This is a genomic window from Exiguobacterium sp. s140, assembly GCF_018617035.1.
Taxonomy (GTDB): Bacteria; Bacillota; Bacilli; order Exiguobacteriales; family Exiguobacteriaceae; genus Exiguobacterium; species Exiguobacterium profundum.
Genome location: NZ_JACSJK010000001.1, coordinates 161,774 through 178,834, shown reverse-complemented (window position 1 = coordinate 178,834; position 17,061 = coordinate 161,774). Strand labels below are relative to the sequence as shown.

General features: G+C 49.0%; 18 protein-coding genes. 1 reads left to right on the top strand and 17 read right to left on the bottom strand.

What is annotated here, in order from left to right; translation table 11 throughout:
* Nucleotides 1-7 precede the first annotated feature (7 nt).
* The 8 genes from KNO61_RS00985 to KNO61_RS00950 all read right to left on the bottom strand — a co-directional run bounded on the left by KNO61_RS00985 (nt 8) and on the right by KNO61_RS00950 (nt 6,959).
* Entirely contained in the window at nt 8-679 is a 672-nt protein-coding gene (locus KNO61_RS00985; protein WP_078147261.1) for a DUF975 family protein, read from the bottom strand.
* A 102-nt stretch (nt 680-781) separates the two neighbouring features.
* Complete coding sequence (locus KNO61_RS00980) at nt 782-1,087, bottom strand: hypothetical protein (RefSeq protein WP_078147262.1); 306 nt, start codon at nt 1,085-1,087, stop codon at nt 782-784.
* 158 nt (nt 1,088-1,245) lie between these two features.
* The gene (locus KNO61_RS00975; RefSeq protein ID WP_078147263.1) at nt 1,246-1,614 is read right to left on the bottom strand and encodes a YutD family protein; all 369 of its coding nucleotides are present in this window, start codon (nt 1,612-1,614) and stop codon (nt 1,246-1,248) included.
* A gap of 48 nt (nt 1,615-1,662) precedes the next feature.
* On the bottom strand, nt 1,663-3,003 hold the full coding sequence (locus KNO61_RS00970) for a bifunctional metallophosphatase/5'-nucleotidase (RefSeq protein WP_240499838.1): 1,341 nt from the start codon (nt 3,001-3,003) through the stop codon (nt 1,663-1,665).
* A gap of 15 nt (nt 3,004-3,018) precedes the next feature.
* Nucleotides 3,019-3,864: a DUF72 domain-containing protein gene (locus tag KNO61_RS00965; protein WP_214872509.1), complete on the bottom strand. Its 846-nt coding sequence runs from the start codon at nt 3,862-3,864 to the stop codon at nt 3,019-3,021.
* 11 nt (nt 3,865-3,875) lie between these two features.
* Nucleotides 3,876-5,057, bottom strand: a complete 1,182-nt coding sequence (locus KNO61_RS00960; protein ID WP_078147265.1) for an MFS transporter — start codon at nt 5,055-5,057, stop codon at nt 3,876-3,878.
* Between the two features lie 105 nt (nt 5,058-5,162).
* Complete coding sequence (gene brnQ / locus KNO61_RS00955) at nt 5,163-6,482, bottom strand: branched-chain amino acid transport system II carrier protein (RefSeq protein ID WP_214683908.1); 1,320 nt, start codon at nt 6,480-6,482, stop codon at nt 5,163-5,165.
* A gap of 204 nt (nt 6,483-6,686) precedes the next feature.
* Nucleotides 6,687-6,959, bottom strand: coding sequence for an acylphosphatase (locus tag KNO61_RS00950; RefSeq protein ID WP_214683906.1), 273 nt, complete (start codon nt 6,957-6,959; stop codon nt 6,687-6,689).
* 92 nt (nt 6,960-7,051) lie between these two features.
* On the opposite strand from KNO61_RS00950, the gene KNO61_RS00945 reads away from it, so the two are divergent.
* The gene (locus KNO61_RS00945; RefSeq protein WP_159562598.1) at nt 7,052-8,434 is read left to right on the top strand and encodes an alanine/glycine:cation symporter family protein; all 1,383 of its coding nucleotides are present in this window, start codon (nt 7,052-7,054) and stop codon (nt 8,432-8,434) included.
* A 35-nt stretch (nt 8,435-8,469) separates the two neighbouring features.
* Here KNO61_RS00945 and KNO61_RS00940 read toward each other — a convergent pair whose 3' ends face one another.
* The 9 genes from KNO61_RS00940 to KNO61_RS00900 form a co-directional block, all read right to left on the bottom strand.
* A complete protein-coding gene (locus KNO61_RS00940; protein ID WP_214683903.1) occupies nt 8,470-9,453 on the bottom strand; it encodes an L-lactate dehydrogenase in 984 nt (327 codons plus the stop codon).
* 104 nt (nt 9,454-9,557) lie between these two features.
* A complete protein-coding gene (locus KNO61_RS00935) occupies nt 9,558-9,980 on the bottom strand; it encodes a DUF6678 family protein (RefSeq protein ID WP_251025524.1) in 423 nt (140 codons plus the stop codon).
* Entirely contained in the window at nt 9,977-10,318 is a 342-nt protein-coding gene (locus KNO61_RS00930) for a hypothetical protein (protein WP_214757531.1), read from the bottom strand. Before KNO61_RS00930 ends, KNO61_RS00935 begins: the two co-directional genes overlap by 4 nt.
* A gap of 162 nt (nt 10,319-10,480) precedes the next feature.
* Nucleotides 10,481-11,878 carry a Fe-S cluster assembly protein SufB gene (gene sufB / locus KNO61_RS00925; protein ID WP_047795116.1) on the bottom strand — a complete coding sequence of 466 codons (1,398 nt, stop codon included), beginning with the start codon at nt 11,876-11,878 and terminating at the stop codon, nt 10,481-10,483.
* A 19-nt stretch (nt 11,879-11,897) separates the two neighbouring features.
* Nucleotides 11,898-12,332 carry a Fe-S cluster assembly sulfur transfer protein SufU gene (gene sufU, locus KNO61_RS00920; protein WP_026825487.1) on the bottom strand — a complete coding sequence of 145 codons (435 nt, stop codon included), beginning with the start codon at nt 12,330-12,332 and terminating at the stop codon, nt 11,898-11,900.
* Nucleotides 12,322-13,542, bottom strand: a complete 1,221-nt coding sequence (locus tag KNO61_RS00915; RefSeq protein ID WP_214872508.1) for a cysteine desulfurase — start codon at nt 13,540-13,542, stop codon at nt 12,322-12,324. The genes sufU and KNO61_RS00915 overlap by 11 nt, the downstream gene beginning before the upstream one ends.
* A gap of 1 nt (nt 13,543) precedes the next feature.
* Nucleotides 13,544-14,812: a Fe-S cluster assembly protein SufD gene (gene sufD / locus KNO61_RS00910; RefSeq protein WP_074036358.1), complete on the bottom strand. Its 1,269-nt coding sequence runs from the start codon at nt 14,810-14,812 to the stop codon at nt 13,544-13,546.
* A gap of 12 nt (nt 14,813-14,824) precedes the next feature.
* Nucleotides 14,825-15,586, bottom strand: a complete 762-nt coding sequence (sufC, locus tag KNO61_RS00905; RefSeq protein ID WP_143180266.1) for a Fe-S cluster assembly ATPase SufC — start codon at nt 15,584-15,586, stop codon at nt 14,825-14,827.
* A 178-nt stretch (nt 15,587-15,764) separates the two neighbouring features.
* Complete coding sequence (locus KNO61_RS00900; protein WP_214872507.1) at nt 15,765-16,979, bottom strand: MDR family MFS transporter; 1,215 nt, start codon at nt 16,977-16,979, stop codon at nt 15,765-15,767.
* Between the last annotated feature and the right edge of the window lie 82 nt (nt 16,980-17,061).

Here is a 17,061-nt window from a genome sequence, read left to right as displayed (position 1 = left end):
TGTTTCTTTAAAATCCTTGTTCTGTTCCGTGCACTGGCTCATTCGAATCAACTTGCTTGTCTTGAATCGAATCGTAGAACGTCGCGTACGTCGTCGAGAAGTAAGGTCCGATGAAGAAGAATCCGATCCCGAGCGTCAAGATCCCGACGAGGAACCAACCAAAGAAGGACAAGACGAGCATGAAGGCTTCCATCTTGTGCCCATCCATGAGACGACGTGATTCTGTGATCGACTCGAGTGCCGAAAGTTCAGGCTGGTCGCGCAAAATGTACGGTGTGAGTGAGTACGAGAAGGCTTTGATGATTCCCGGTACAATCAACAACAAGGTCCACAACACGATAAAGAGGCTCATGACAAAAGACGTGATGACATGTTTGAAGTAACGTGTTTGGAACGGTTTGAACATTGTCGAGAGCGAGGCACCCTTTTCACGTGATACGCCGAGTGCGAGCCATGACCAACCGATGGTGAGTGGTGCAATCAAGATTTGAAGAACGGTCGACACAAGACTTAACGTGGCGTCTGTCGATGTAAGGGGCGCTGTCGAATTCGGATCAATCTCAGGCGCGAGCGACTGGGGAATCCCGTTGATGATGACGAACAAGAGTGCCAATCCGGCCATCAACCACCATTTTCCTTTCAAGGCGTGTCGTGCATGTTGTTTCCATTCAGATCTCATAGTAATCCATCCTTTTTCGTAGTCTTTCTATTAGTGTACGTGAAAAGGTGACCATACGTTTCAAAAAACATAAAAAAAGGGAAAGGAATTTTTCCTTTCCGCTTAGCGAATCATCACATTGCCTAAAAAGAACTGAGACATGGACAAGATCAACAACAGCACCCCGAGTGATAACACAAGGTGAGATGTGACTTTGAAGACACGGCCTCGCAAGAACGAATGGCCATATTCAAAGCGACGGATGATCAACACATGAACGAGTTCAAATAGAATGACTGCCGCCGTAAAATAAAAGGTCATCATGATATGGAAACCAAAAAAGAACATGGCCAATATCCCGAGTCCGAAGTTATGAATTCGATTATGGACGTCATCCCGATCCCCGACGGTCGTTTGTACATGTTGCATCCAAATCACCTCACTATCAAAACCAAAAAACGACGAAACTATCCTTAATGACAATTTATCACATTTTTCCAACCTCAAAACCGGAAGTCACGACTTTTTACCTAAACGAAATATTTGGAAATCAAATGTAATAAAAAAAGTGCTGACGGCTCAGCACTTCACACTTTTGATTCATCGGTCTTGTTAAACTTACGCTTCAACTTCAGTTTTTGCTTCGTTCCCCCAAAGACGGGTCCACTCTCTTCTTCGTTGATTTCCGTTTCTTTTTTCAAAACGAAATAAGGACATCCAAAGTTGCAATATTCGTATACGTAGTCCATCACGTGATCAATTCGGTTCTCATAGGTCGCCAATTTAGATTGCGGTTCATAGAATCCCTTCAATCGCAACTGACCATGCCCCCAATCACCGACGATGTAATCGTACTTATCTAGCACGTCACTATATCGTGCGATAAACGCCTCTTCATCGAACCCGTCCCGTTTTTCTTCCAAGACGGTATATCCGTGGCGATTCACTCGAATCATCGCTCCCACCTCCACTCTGTTATCATAGCATGCCCCCGTCGATGCGCTCTATCCTTTTCGAATCACTTCATGACGGGCGACGATTGTTTCTCGTAATACATCCCGCAGAAGTTCGGGCATGAAATATCGCTTCGGTTGGTCTGCCAAATAAGGAAGGAGCGGACCGAACGTCAACATATCGACCGTCGCGACGCGATATGTCCGATTTAAATCCAATCGTTCCCCCATTACATATGTCTGACCGTCCCGCTGTTCGATTTGATAGAGACTCGGTTCTCCGAGAACGGTACCTCTGAAGCCGAGACCTCTGACATGCATACTCGTGAACGTTTCTTCATTGGCATCGTGAAGGAAACGCGCCAACGTCTCCCCGTCCAATGTCAGCACACAAGGATTGATTGGATGCGGACAGATCCGATGCAACATGTTGAGCGTCACCCCACCCGGCGCCAGTCCTTCTAGCACAACGCCAGATGGGATGATCCCCACATCCGCCGCACACCATTCGACCATGCCTTCGACGAGCAGGTCGCCCAGTGGAGAAGGACCGAACCAATCAGAGGCGTATCCATCCGTCTCCGCAATCGTGACATCCAGAAGGCGTTCGGCATCTGCCCCTTCTGTATGCAACAAGGCCAATGTGTCCGGACTATCCGATTGCTGAGACAGTTCATGAAGGCGCGCTTCTTTCGACACGATTCCTGACTCGCCAAGCGTCAGTGTGACTTCTCCGACGTACTTCCCATACTTTCCGGCTTGTGCAATCAAAACACCGTTCGTCATCACACCTTCATCTAAGACGTGATGTGTATGCGCACCGAGAATGACGTCGATTTCAGGAAACCTTTCAGCTAATCGCTCATCTCCAAAGAACCCAAGGTGACTGAGCGCGATGATGACATCACAATGCGCCAACTGTTTCAACGCTCGCTCCGCCGCATCGTAAGGCGATTCAATCTGCCAGCCAAGCTCTGGGTATAACTCTTCATATGGAGCGGTCACACCAAACAGGCCGATCTGGAAACCATCTTTCTCAAGAACGAGCGTCTCATCGACCCAATTCGGTCGTGACCCGTCTGCTTCATATACATTCCCAAGTAAGATGGGAAATGTCGCTTCGTCATACAGTTCGGCCAGCCAATCATGAGGAAAGGTAATCCCTTCGTTGTTCCCGATGGTGACGGCTGTCGGACGAAGTCGCTCGAGCAAACGAACATTCAACTTCCCACGTGTCACTTCCGTCGCCGGATGGGTACGGTCGGCATGATCCCCTAAATCAAAGTACAGCGTGTCGTCCGTCCGATGTTCTTCTAGAAATGAAACAAGTTTCGGCCATTGGTCGAACTTTGAATGAAGATCGTTGTAATGAAAAATAGTCAGTGTCGTCATGGCCATCCCTTCCTTCTAAAACAAACTGATTTGTCTCGGTGCGAGTTCATACTCGAGGCCAAGGATCTCAATGAGTCGCTTCGCATTCGGTGCCGCATCCCCGGCCGAGTTGTTGTTAAAGTATACATACACATCTTTCGCTTCACGGTCAATCTCACGAAGTGAGGTCGCCAATTCTTGCAATTCTTCCTCGCTATACCGGTACAGACAGCGAACATGCCGCCATTCTTGACTCGTCATTCCAGGTTTTTTGAGCCATCCTGACGTATTGCGTCCATGCAATCGAACGACCGCAACATCAGGATGTGTCACGACCGGTACGAACGGGATGCTGCTCTCTTTCGTTTGCGGTTCATCGCAAATCGTGTTGATGAACCGCTGCTCCTTCAAAAATTGAAGCGTCCGGTCCCGGAACGCTTCTGAGAACCAGGTCGGATTGCGAAACTCGATGGCAATCTCGTAATCTGACAGCTCGGCACGAAGCGTTCTCAAATAATCCAGGTGTGGCTTTGACACATCGAACCACGGCGGCAATTGAACGAGCACAGCCCTTAATTTCCCCCCTCGTTTTAACGGATCGACCGAGACGCGATAACGCTCAAACAGTTCAATCAAAGGCGTTTTCGGCTCACGATCATGTCCGCTCATTTCCCTGGAAACTTTCACAACGAATTGAAAATGATCCGGTGTTTCCCCATCCCATTTTTCGAAATTTTTCACCGGTTGAATCGCATAGAAGGTCGAGTCGACTTCAACAGTCGGAAAATGTCCCGCATATGTCGATAATTTATGTTTTCGTTCTTCTGGGGTCGTATACAGCAAATCGTGGTCACCCCATCCGGTCACACCTACATAGATCATAGCGTCCTCCTTTACGATTCTGAAATGGCGGCCGCTTTCCGTTTCGACCAGTTCCATGTGCCCATGTATGTGACGAGCAATAGGACGAGTCCCATCATGAACGGATAGCGCATATCAATATCAAAGGCGATTCCCGCCAATGTCGGCCCTAAAATATTCCCAATACTCATATAAGCGTTGTTCATCCCCATGGCAAGACCTTGCTCGTTTCCTGCAAGTTTCGACACGAGCGTGTTCAACACCGGTCGTAAAATAGATGTCGATAAGAAAATCACGAGTGTCACTGCGAAGAAGAGCATATACGTACCAGCGAACAAAGATAACAAGAAGCCGAATGAGGCGAGCGCGATGAAAGCAAGTACGACCTTGGTCTCACCCAACCATTCGACGAGACGGTCCACCGCAAACAATTGAACGATAACACTCACAATCCCTGTTCCGGTTACCATGATGGCAATTTCCTGTGGTGTCGCACTGAACATCTCGCTGACATAGAGTCCGAGTACCGATTCATACGCCATCAGACCAAACGCCATGACGAGGTTGATGACCAATACGAAGAAGTATGGTTTTCGCGTCGACATGACCAGCTGTGTCGGTAAAGATTCTTTTATTTTTGGTGCCACGTACGGAGCACGGTCCGGCTCCTTAAGAAGGAGTACAGACGAAATGACAGCGACGAACGATACAATCGCTGAAACGAGCAACGGTGTCTTCAAGCCGAATTCAGCAAAAAAGCCCCCAATCCCTGGTCCGACCACAATTCCAAGCGACATTGCCGCGGAAATATAACTGTTCCCTCGAGCTCGTTGCTCGAGTGTCGTGATATCTGCCACATAAGCGAAGATGGCAGGAATCAAAAGCGCTGCACCAACACCCCCGATGGCACGAGAGATGAGAAGAATCGTCAAATTATCTGATAGATAGAAGACTCCCATCGAGATGGTGAATCCAATCAGACCGAGAATGATCATGAGTCGGCGCCCGTAGACGTCTGCCCATTTCCCGGCAATCGGTGACATGACGAGCTGGGCACCCGCAAATACGGAAATCATGAGTCCGGCGGCTGTCCCTCCCTCGCCAATCATCTTTAAGTAATCCGGAATAATCGGGATGATAATCCCAAACCCGGCGACGGCGATAAACATGTTCAACATGAGAATCGCCAATTGATTTTTTTGTTTTGTCGTCAACGCATGTCACTCCCTTTTCATCTTTCCATTTTACTGTTTGAGTTCACATCCAGGCAAACAATTAAGACAGAAAAAACCCATCCTTGACCAAAGGATGGGCGAGACTTATGAGATGCGTGATTGAGCGAGTGATTCTTGTGACGTTCCCTTCGGAAGAAGAAGCGTGATCGCATAGACGATCATCGTCGGAACTGCCCAGGCAAGTCCGATATCCGCCATTGGTAAGTTTCCAATCCAAGAAGTAACCGCAGAAGGCTGGATGCCGTTCCACGTTTCAAAGAACGAGAGAACGAGCGCCGTATAAATTGTCGCTTTCATCGCCACACCAGGGTTTCGTTGAAGACGTTCCGTCACCGATACGAGCACGAGTGCGATCATGACCGGATAGAGGAGCGTGAGAAGCGGCACGGCGATTTGAATCAACGAACTCAAACCGACGAGTGAGATCATGAATCCAAACAACGTTGTCGCGATGACGACATGATGATATTTGAGAGAATCAAACTGGTTGCTGATGAAGCGTGAGAACTCTGAGATGAGGCCAACTGCTGTCGTCAAACAAGCGAGGAAGACCGCTAATCCGAGTGCGAGCATTCCGACTTGTCCGTAAGACGTACCTGCGAACGCTTGGAGAAGGCTTGCGCCACTCGTCGTTCCTTCTGCGACTGTCATATTCGCACCGATTGAAGCGAGCGAGATATAGACGAGCATCAAACAGGTAACGGCCACCATGCCTGCAGAGCGAAGAAGCGAAGACGCTTCTTTTTGGTCACTCAATCCATTAGCTTTCAACGTGACGAGGACAATTGCCCCAAAGACGAGGGCCCCGAATACATCCATTGTCAAATAGCCTTGTTGGAAACCTTGGCCGAGTGCACCCACCCATGTCTCAAATCCTTCCGCTGGAGCTCCCGGTTCCCCGAGAGGCGAGATGAGGTTTGTGATTCCAATCGCTACAAGCAAGAACAAGAGGATTGGTGTGATGATGCGCCCGATGACTTCAATCAACTTTTGAGCACGAAGCGTCAAGAAGAACGTCAACCCGAAAAAGACGGTCGAACTCATCGCGAGTGTCAAAGTAGAGGGAGCATCGAGAAACGGGACGAGTCCCATTTCATACGTGACGGCAGCCGTACGCGGAATTCCGAAGAATGGTCCGATGGCTACATACATCAATCCTGTCAAGATAAGCGCGAGACGCTTTGGAATATAACGAGCAATTTGGTCTGTCCCACCGCCGACCCGAGCGACTGCGAACAAAGCAAGAAGCGGTAAACCGACACCCGTAATGACGAACCCGATCATCGCCGGTACGAGGTTTTCCCCCGCCAAGGCGCCGAGCTCTGGTGGGAACAGTAAGTTCCCGGCCCCAAAGAATAAAGCAAAAATCGTAAACGCTAACGGGAACAATGTCGATTTTTTCATACAACTACCTCCATACACTTGATATTCCGAACGACTTAACAAAAAAATAATAACTAAATTTTCTGACAATATATCGCTTGGTCTATTTCATTATACACACTTCCTATCGTTTGACCACCCTATCTCCAAAATTCGAGGTTTAATTTTTTGAAATGTAGATTTCACAAAAAAATCTCCCTTTCATATGCAGGGAGATGTAAGCGGTTAATAGCGTATGTCGAACGAGCGAAATTCCTGATCGTTCGCTTCCGTCTCTTCGATTCGTTCGACACCGACAAAGCGATTGCCATCTTTCAACGCCTGCTGGAAAGCATCTACCTCATTCGCCGTTCCTTCGACATGAAGTTCGACTGTCCCGTCACTTAGATTGCGAACCCATCCTTTGATGCCGAATCGTTGCGCGGTCTCCTGTGAAAAATATCGAAACCCCACGCCTTGGACACGTCCAGATACAATCAAACGTTTAGCAACTCTCATTCTATTTTCCTCCTTTATTTTGTCAAAGATGTTTAGAGGTCCTTACTTTAGGAAACAGTATTTAAGTAAAATAATGGAATTGGAGTGGTTGTATGAATGAATTTATTACTCTTGTCACGAACGTTTCCGACTGGCTTTGGGGCGTACCGATTATCTCGTTACTCGTTTTATCCGGTATCTTCCTCACCATCAAGCTCGGTTTTTTTCAGTTTCGTTACCCCATCTACATATTCAAGCAAACATTCGGCAGCATTTTCAAAAAGCCGAAAGGTGAAGGCGACATCAGTCCGAGACAAGCGTTGACGTCAGCCCTCTCTTCAACAGTCGGGGCCGCGAACATCATCGGTGTACCTGCAGCGATTATGTTCGGGGGACCGGGTGCCATCTTCTGGATGTGGGTCATCGCTATCATCGGCATGGCCATCAAGTTCTCAGAGAGCGTACTGGCCGTGCACTATCGTGAGAAGAATGATGCCGGCGAATTTGTCGGGGGACCGGTCTACTACATATCAAAAGGACTTCGTTGGAAGTGGCTCGCGACGTGGTTCGCCTTCGCCCTCATGATCGAACTCATTCCGAGTATCATGGTACAAGGAAACGCTGTCAGCTCGGCAGTCCGTGAGACGTTCAATGGGAACACGCTCATCACGGGGATTGTCGTCGCTATTCTTGTGGGCATCATAGTCTTTGGTGGACTGAAGCGCATCGCGAAAGTCACCGAGATCGTCGTCCCTGGCATGGCACTCGTCTATGTCGGAGCCGGACTCGTCATCGTCTTGATGAACTTCTCTGAGATTCCAAACGTTCTCAGTCTCATCTTCTCGTATGCATTCGAGCCGATGGCCGCGTTCGGTGGGTTTGCCGGTGCCGCCGTTGCTGAGACGATTCGTTGGGGCTTCGCCCGTGGACTCTATTCAAATGAAGCCGGTCTTGGAACGGCACCGATTGCCCACGCCGCGGCACAGACGGACCATCCGGTGCGCCAAGGGTTCTGGGCCGTCATCGGGATCGTCATCGATACGCTCATCATTTGTAGCACGACCGCATTCGTCGTCTTGTCTTCAGGTGTCTGGACGGCAGACGGAGCGATGGATGACCCAGCAGCGTTGACGACGATTGCTTTCAATGAATACTTCGGTTACACGGGAAGCTTACTCGTCACCATCTCACTCATCTTCTTCGTCCTCTCGACCATTATCGTCATCATCTTTTACGGCTCGCGACAAGCCGAGTACTTATTCGGTTTGACGGCAGGAAAAATCATGAAGGCCGTTTATATCGTCTCGATTGTCATCGGTTCGATTGGAGGCGCTCAGATGATTTGGAACTTCCTAGACTTGATGCTAGCGATGATCCTCATCCCGAATATGATTGCCGTCTTGCTTCTAAGTGGTGAAGTGAAACGATTGACAACCGAGTTCTTCACATCCGAGAAGTATTACAAGAAAGATATCGCCGAAGAAGAGGCGTCTTAACCAACAATCCGACTGCCTAAGCAGTCGGATCTTTTTTAGGATGCGGGCTCGACTTTCTCAATCCCTGCTTTGATAGTTTGTACCGAGGCGTCAAACTTCTGTTGTTCTTCGTTCGTCAATTCAATCTCGATGATCTTACGAATGCCGCTTCGGTCAATCAAGGCCGGTACGCCAATATGCACGTCACTCGCCCCGTACTCGCCGTCTAGGTGAGCGCCAATCGTCACGACGGAGTTTTCATTTCGGACGATGGCCCGGATGATGCGAAGCAAGCCTACCCCAATCGCATAATAGGCGGCGTTCTTATGCTCGATGATCTGGTAAGCAGCGTCGCGTACGTCCGCATAGATTGCTTCTAAGTCTTCGAACTGATATTTCTCGTTCTCCGCCAATAGTTCATCGATACTCTTCCCATAGATGCGTGCGTTGTTCCATGCGACAAAGCCCGTATCCCCATGTTCACCCATATAGTAGGCGTGGCAGTTTCGTGGCGATAGTTCGAAATAGTCTCCAAGTTTGTAACGGAGTCGTGCTGTATCGAGGACCGTCCCTGAACCAATGACGCGTTCTTTTGGTAAACCCGATGCTTTCCAGGCGACGTGTGCCATCACATCGACCGGGTTCGTCGCGACGACTAAAATGCCGTCGAACCCGCTCTTCATCAAGTCTTCGGTCACGGTGCGGACGACCTTGGCGTTTTGCTCGACGAGGTCCATCCGTGTCTGCCCAAGTTTTTGTGCGGCTCCTGCCGTGATGACGACGATATCTGCGTCTTTACAATCCGAGTAGTCCCCTGCCCAAATCCGGACCGGTGTCGGAGCGAAGGAGATCCCATGATTGAGGTCCATCGCCTCTCCTTCTGCCTTGGCATGATTCGAGTCGATCAGGACGAGCTCCTCGCAAAGCGCAGCCGTGGATAATTGGTAAGCAAAACTGACCCCGACCCAACCGGCACCGATGACGGCGATGCGAGTGATATCTTTCGGGTCAATATCATCTTTATGCGGAATACGTGTCATGTAAAACCTTCCTTTCTATGATTCATTCTCTTTTTTAGCATACCCGACTCTTCCATCTTTAACGACAAAAGCTGCATGAAAAATACGTGATTCCGTTATATATCTTATTTCGATTCAAAGATTCCGGTATTCCGGACATAACCGAAAATCTGAATTGTCTCACTTTCCAAGATGAACGGAATTTTTTCTCTTTCCAAAATCGAAATGAGTTCAGTGGACAGATCACAAACATCTGGGTCAAGAATCACTCCCTTATAGAGCAGTACGCTTGGTCGCAAACGAATCCATTCGATGGACCGTAAAGGGGACTCCAGCCAGATTTCATCCCACTCTCCCCACAATATTTCATACTCGGACAACGAGTCGCTAGGAAACAACGTATCCTCCCCTAAGTATTTTATTTGATATGGCGGCGCATAAGTCAACTCTTCAGAGACAGCTCGATTGAGACGCTTCCATTTTGTCTCGTTCATCACCGATGTCAATTGTTGTCTCTCTATGTATTGAAGTTCTTCTCGTCGATTCAAGCTGTTGAACCTCCTATCATAAGTTCTAATTTTTCAATCGTTCGTAACACGTCTTTACGGTTCTGCTTGCTTTTCATCCAAGCGGGTAATCGACTTTCGAGACTACGGTTCGTTCCCTCGCTCGTCCGAATCTTCGCGTCAATATAATCCTTAATATAGTTGAGGTGTTCACGGTTGTAAGCCCATAACACATGACCAGAACATCCTGTTTGTAAAAATAGCGGCAATCCAAAATAAACATCGACAGCTTCTCCGACGTATTTCGAACCGCTCTCCTTTGTTTGCAAATGACCGCAATGAAGACAGCTTAGGCGTACCTCATCATTCCTCTCCCACACATCAGCCTGTCTCCCGCAACTCGGGCAAATAACAAGCATGGGATTCATAAATGAATATATGTCTCGGCCCTCTAATAAAAATCGATGGGTCACGTTATCGCCTCCTTATTTCATTATACAAAAAACCAGCGAAGCAAAGCTCCGCTGGTTTTGAAGTCACGATTATCCAATCGAACCTTCCATCTCGAATTTGATGAGACGGTTCATTTCGACCGCATATTCCATTGGCAATTCTTTTGTGAATGGCTCGATGAAGCCCATTACGATCATTTCTGTCGCTTCTTCTTCCGAGATTCCACGGCTCATGAGGTAGAAGAGTTGCTCTTCTGACACTTTTGAGACTTTCGCTTCGTGCTCGAGCGACACTTGGTCGTTCAAGATTTCGTTGTACGGGATCGTATCTGACGTCGACTCGTTGTCCATGATGAGCGTATCACACTCGATGTTCGAGCGTGCGCCCTTCGCCTTACGGCCGAAGTGGACGATTCCACGGTACGATACTTTTCCGCCTTGTTTCGAAATCGATTTCGAGACGATTGACGAAGACGTGTTCGGTGCGAGGTGAATCATTTTCGCGCCAGCGTCTTGGTGCTGTCCTTTACCAGCGAGGGCGATTGAGAGTGTCATCCCACGTGCGCCTTCCCCTTTCAAGATGACAGCCGGGTATTTCATTGTGAGTTTCGAGCCGATGTTTCCATCGATCCACTCCATTGATCCACCCGCTTCACAGACTGCACGTTTCGTTACCAAATTGTAGACGTTGTTTGCCCAGTTTTGGATTGTCGTGTAACGGCAGTATGCATCTTTGTTGACGAAGATCTCAACGACCGCTGAGTGAAGCGAGTTCGTTGTGTAAACCGGTGCCGTACAGCCTTCGACGTAATGAACCGATGCGCCTTCGTCGACGATGATGAGCGTACGCTCGAACTGACCCATGTTTTCCGAGTTAATGCGGAAATAAGCTTGGAGCGGTTGCTCGAGTTTCACGCCTTTTGGTACATAGATGAACGAGCCACCCGACCAAACTGCTGAGTTGAGGGCCGCAAACTTGTTGTCTGTCGGCGGGATCAACTTCCCGAAGTACTCTTTGAAGATTTCTTCGTCTTCTTTGAGTGCTGTGTCTGTATCTTTGAAGATGACACCTTTGGCTTCGAAGTCTTCTTGCATGCTGTGGTAGACAACCTCAGACTCATACTGAGCCGAGACACCTGCCAAGTATTTTTGCTCTGCTTCTGGGATACCGAGCTTGTCAAACGTACGTTTGATTTCTTCTGGTACCTCATCCCATGAGCGTTCTGTCTTTTCAGATGGTTTGACATAGTACGTGATTTCGTCGAAATCAAGTGCCGAGAGGTCTCCGCCCCATGTCGGCATCGCCATCTTGTTGAAGTGATCCAACGACTTCAAACGGAAGTCGAGCATCCATTGTGGCTCTTCTTTCATGCGTGAGATCGTCTCTACGATTTCTGTCGTCAAGCCACGGCCTGAACGGAAAATCGAAACGTCCCGATCATGGAAGCCGTATTTATAATCGCCAATTTCCGGCATGTTCTTTGCCATATCGGTCTCCTCCTTCTCCTTACGCGTCCTCGTCTACTCCTTTTTCAAGCGCCTTCCACGCGAGCGTGGCACACTTGATTCGAGCCGGGAATTTCGATACGCCTGAGAGCGCCTCGATATCACCGAGGTCAAACGTATCCGTGTCGTACTCTTTGCCTTGAACCATTTCAGAGAAGATGTTGGCGAGTTGAAGCGCCTCTTCTACTGTTTTCCCTTTGACGATTTGGGTCATCATCGATGCCGAGGCAAGACTGATTGAGCAGCCCTCCCCTTCAAACTTTGCATCTTTGACGATGTCGTCTTCGACTTGTAGTTGAAGACGAAGCGAATCCCCACACGTCGGGTTGTTCAAGTCCACCGTCACGCCATCTTCGATGACGCCACGGTTTCTTGGGTTTTTATAGTGATCCATGATGACCTGGCGGTACAACATGTCGAGATTATTAAAACTCATAATTGAAATACTCCTTCGTTTGACGTAATCCCTCGATGAAGCGGTCGACTTCTTCTTTTGTGTTGTACAAATAGAAGCTCGCCCGTGCCGTCGATGATTGCTTCAAAAGACGCATGAGTGGTTGTGCACAGTGATGACCGGCACGAACCGCGATGCCTTGCATGTCGAGCACAGTCGCGAGGTCGTGCGCATGAACGTCCTTCAAGTTGAACGTGACGAGACCGACGCGATCTTCAGGACCGTAAATCTCGATCCCTTCAATCGTTTTCATCTGCTCGATTGCGTAAGACGCGAGTTCACGTTCGTGTGCTTCGACATTTTCAAGACCGATTTCTTCTAAAAAGTCGATGGCTACCGCAAGTCCGACCGCTCCGGCGATAATCGGTGTCCCCGCTTCGAAACGGTACGGGATGTCTTTCCACGTCGATTCATATAAATCGACATAGTCGATCATCTCGCCACCGAACTCGACCGGCTCCATGTTTTTGAGGAGTTGCTTCTTCCCATATAAAACACCGATTCCAGTCGGTCCGAGCATCTTATGTCCAGAAAAGGCGAGGAAGTCACAGTCAAGTGCTAGGACGTCCAATTTTCGATGCGGTGCACTTTGTGCTGCATCGACGACCATGATGGCACCTTTTACATGCGCGAGTCGAGCGACTTCGGCAATCGGGTTAATCGTCCCGAGTACGTTCGAGACGTGGCTCATCGCAACGATTTTCGTCCGATCCGATAACACCGCTTGAACGGCATCAAGTGTGACACGTCCGTCCGGCGTGAGCTCGACGTATCGAAGCGTCGCGCCTTTACGTTTAGCGAGTTGTTGCCACGGGATTAAGTTCGCATGGTGTTCCATCGGGGTGAGGACGATTTCGTCGCCTTCACCGACATTCGCATCTCCGTAGCTCGATGCGACCAAGTTGATGGCCGTCGTCGTTCCACGTGTGAAAATGATTTCTTCAGGAACCGCCGCATGGATGAATGAGCGGACGCGTTCGCGTGCCCCTTCATACGCATCCGTCGCTTGCGTCCCGAGCGTATGGACGCCACGATGCACGTTCGAATGGTTGCGACGATAATAGTCCTCGATCGCCTCGATGACAGCGAGCGGCTTTTGTGAGCTCGCCGCGCTATCAAGATAAACGAGCGGGTGTCCATTGATTTCCTGATCTAAAATCGGAAACTGTTCACGAATCGAGGCGTTCAACATCTTAACGTACTTTCCCTTCGATGACTTCGCGGAGACGGTCTTTGACCGAATCGATTGCGAGTTCTTCGACGACAGGCGTCAAGAATCCGTGGATGATTAAACGCTCTGCCTCTTGGCGAGACAAACCACGGCTCATCAAGTAGTACAATTGAACATCATCGACACGACCGACAGAAGCTGCGTGACCTGCCATAACGTCATCTTCATCGATAAGAAGAATCGGGTTGGCATCCCCACGTGCTTTTTCAGAGAGCATCAAGACGCGCTCTGTTTGTACACCGTTCGATTTTGACGCACCGTGGTGAATCATCGATGTCCCGCTGAAGATTGCAGTAGCTGCGTCTTTTTGGACACCGTGAATCAAGATGAACCCTTCAGATGCTTTCCCGAAGTGGTCGGTACGGATGTTGAAGTTTTGTTTCTGCGCACCGCGACCGATTGTCACAGCTTTTGTATCTGAGTACGTGTTGTCGCCGACGAGGTGAGTCTTCGTCTCGACGACTGAGTTCCCGTCGTTCATGTGACCGAGTGCCCAATCAAGGCGACCGTTCGCATAGACGACTCCGCGACGGTTCATGAACGTAAGTGCTGATTCAGCGAGCTGATCGACACCACCGAAGACGACTTTCGCGTTCTCTCCTGCGAATACTTCCGTCACGACGTTGACCGTATGCGGTTCGTTCGTGCCTGAAAGGAAGTTTTCGATGTACGTCACTTCACTACCTTCGTCAGCGACGAGGATCGTGTGGTGATAGAGGGCACCGTTCGCCTGTTCCATCGTGAAGATCGCTTGAAGCGGATCTTTCAATTGCGTGTTTTTCGGTACGTAGATGAACGCACCACCGTTTGTGAGGGCAGCATTCAACGCCGAAAGACGTTCTTCATCGACACGTACGCCTTCAGTCATGAAGTATTTCTCAACGAGCTCAGGATGTTGCTCCATCGCTTCTTTGATTCCCATGAACAAGACGCCTTCAGGCATAGACAATTCGTTATAGACGACATGACCGTTGCGTTCAACGAGCACGTTTGTCCGGTGGTCTCCGAGGAGTGATTCGATGTCCGCTGTCAAGCCGTCTTTTTGTTCGAGCTCGACATCTCCCGCTGTGAAATCCCACTTATCAATCTTAATTTTTTCAACTTTTGGCAAAGCAAGTGTCGGCGCAAGTTCTGCTGCCTCTTTACGACGGTTGACCATCCATGCTGGTCCGCCGAGCGCTTCTGCACGTGCCGACAACGCTTGTGCATCCAATTCAAATTGTACGGTCATCGTACAGCCTCCTTACGCTTCTGTGTCTACTGTCATTCCGAGTTCTTGCTTCACCCAGTCGTAACCTTCTGCCTCGAGTCGCTGTGCGAGCTCTTTACCACCAGACATGACGATTTTCCCGTCCATCATGATGTGTACGAAGTCTGGCTCGATATAGTTGAGGAGACGTTGGTAGTGCGTGATGATCAAGCAGCCGAACTCTTCTGAACGCATTTCGTTTACGCCTTTGGCAACGACTTTAAGGGCATCGATATCAAGACCTGAGTCGATTTCATCCAAGATGGCGATGTTCGGTTGAATCATCATCATTTGAAGAATTTCGTTACGCTTCTTCTCACCGCCTGAGAATCCTTCGTTTAAATAACGGTGTGCCATTTCTGAAGGGATTTCGAGAAGCTCCATCTTCGCATCGAGTTCACGGATGAACTTCATGAGCGAGATTTCTTGACCTTCTTCACGACGTGAGTTGATTGCCGAACGCAAGAAGTCCGCGTTTGTGACACCACTGATTTCAGCCGGGTACTGCATCGCAAGGAACATCCCTGCTTGTGCGCGCTCGTCGACTTCCATCTCGAGGACATCTTCGCCGTTTAATTCGACGCTTCCCCCAGTGACCTCATAAAGTGGATGACCCATGAGTGCTGATGCGAGTGTTGATTTACCAGTCCCGTTCGGACCCATGATGGCATGAATTTCGCCACCTTTAATTTCTAGGTTAAGACCTTTGACAATCTCTTTTCCTTCGATTGAGACGCGGAGGTCATCAATTTTCATTTGTGGTACGTTAGACATTCGGATACCCCTTCCGTATTTTCTCGCCATAGTGAATGGCGTAGATTAGATATATTCTAATCTTAGACTAGTCATTTTTTTATTTCAAGCGACTCACCTTAGAATTCATTCTCAATAGAATGATAAAAGTTGAGAATGCTAATAGTAGGAAATCAAGACATTATCCGGCATTCTCTTCGACGAGTGCGAGGACTGCTTTCCGCTCTCGTACGGCAGCCGCGAAGAAGAAGGCACCACATCCCGTCAAGAGCGCCAAACTTCCGAATACAGGAAGCGATGACTGACCGAATGTATCCAGTAACACGCCACCGATAATCGGTCCGACCGTCTGACCGAGTGATGTCAATCCCATCGCCCCGAAATACGTTCCTCTTAAATGTTCCGGCGCGAGTTCATCTGTCAAGACGTCCGTCATGGTGAACATCAACACCTCACCGACGGTAAAGATGGCCATCGCGACAAATAGTACCCACTCTACCGTCGCAAATCCAATAAGCAAAAGCCCGAATGACAACGTCGAAATCCCGAAAAAGAGTGACTTGATCGGAGAGACACGAATCCCAAAACGCATGATCGGATATTGGACGATGAGGACCGTGATGGCGTTCGTCGTCAATAAATAGGCGAACAATCTCGAACCTTCTTCTAATCCGTCACGTAACGCGATGAATTGCGGAAGCGTCGAATTGAACTGGCTATAGCCGATAATCGCAAAAATCATTCCAATAATCACCGCCCGAAACGTCCGGTCATCTCTCAGGACACGAAACGTCTTCGTCAAGCGTGGGCGTGCCTTGATTCCGTCCCCTTCTTCAAACGGATATTTGTAAAATAAGATAGATATAATGATCCCGTATAATATGTAGACAGCCGTCACGACGAAGAACGCGGTCTTCACACCAGTGAGTGACAAGACGACCGCCAAGAGTGGCCCGATGGCCGCGGCGATATTAATCATGAAGTAACGGACATTATAGACGATGACCCGCTGATCTGACTGCGTCGTATCACTGATGAGCGCACGCGAAGCCGGTTCTAGGAATGATCGCGACATCCCCATCAACATCGATAGCATGTAAAACCAAAACAGTTCCGTCGCAAGTGCGAGACCAGCGAACGTGACGGCATTCAGCACGATCCCAATCAACATGAGCTGTTTTCGTCCATACCGATCAGAGAGTGTCCCCCCAAAGAAGCTCATGAACAGACCTGAAAGTGCCGTCACGGCAAAGATCGTTCCGATCACACTCGCCGAAAAGCCGAGCGTGGCCAGATAGATCGCAAAAAATGGCATGACAAAAAACGTCGCCAGTCGTGCAAAAAACGTCCCGAACAGGACGCCCCACGTCAGTGGATGAATCTGTCTGAGCTTCATCCAAATCCCCCCTTTTCTTTCATATATGTAGTGTACTTCTCTTTATGAAAGAACACTAGACAAAAAAAGACCCAGGAGGAAT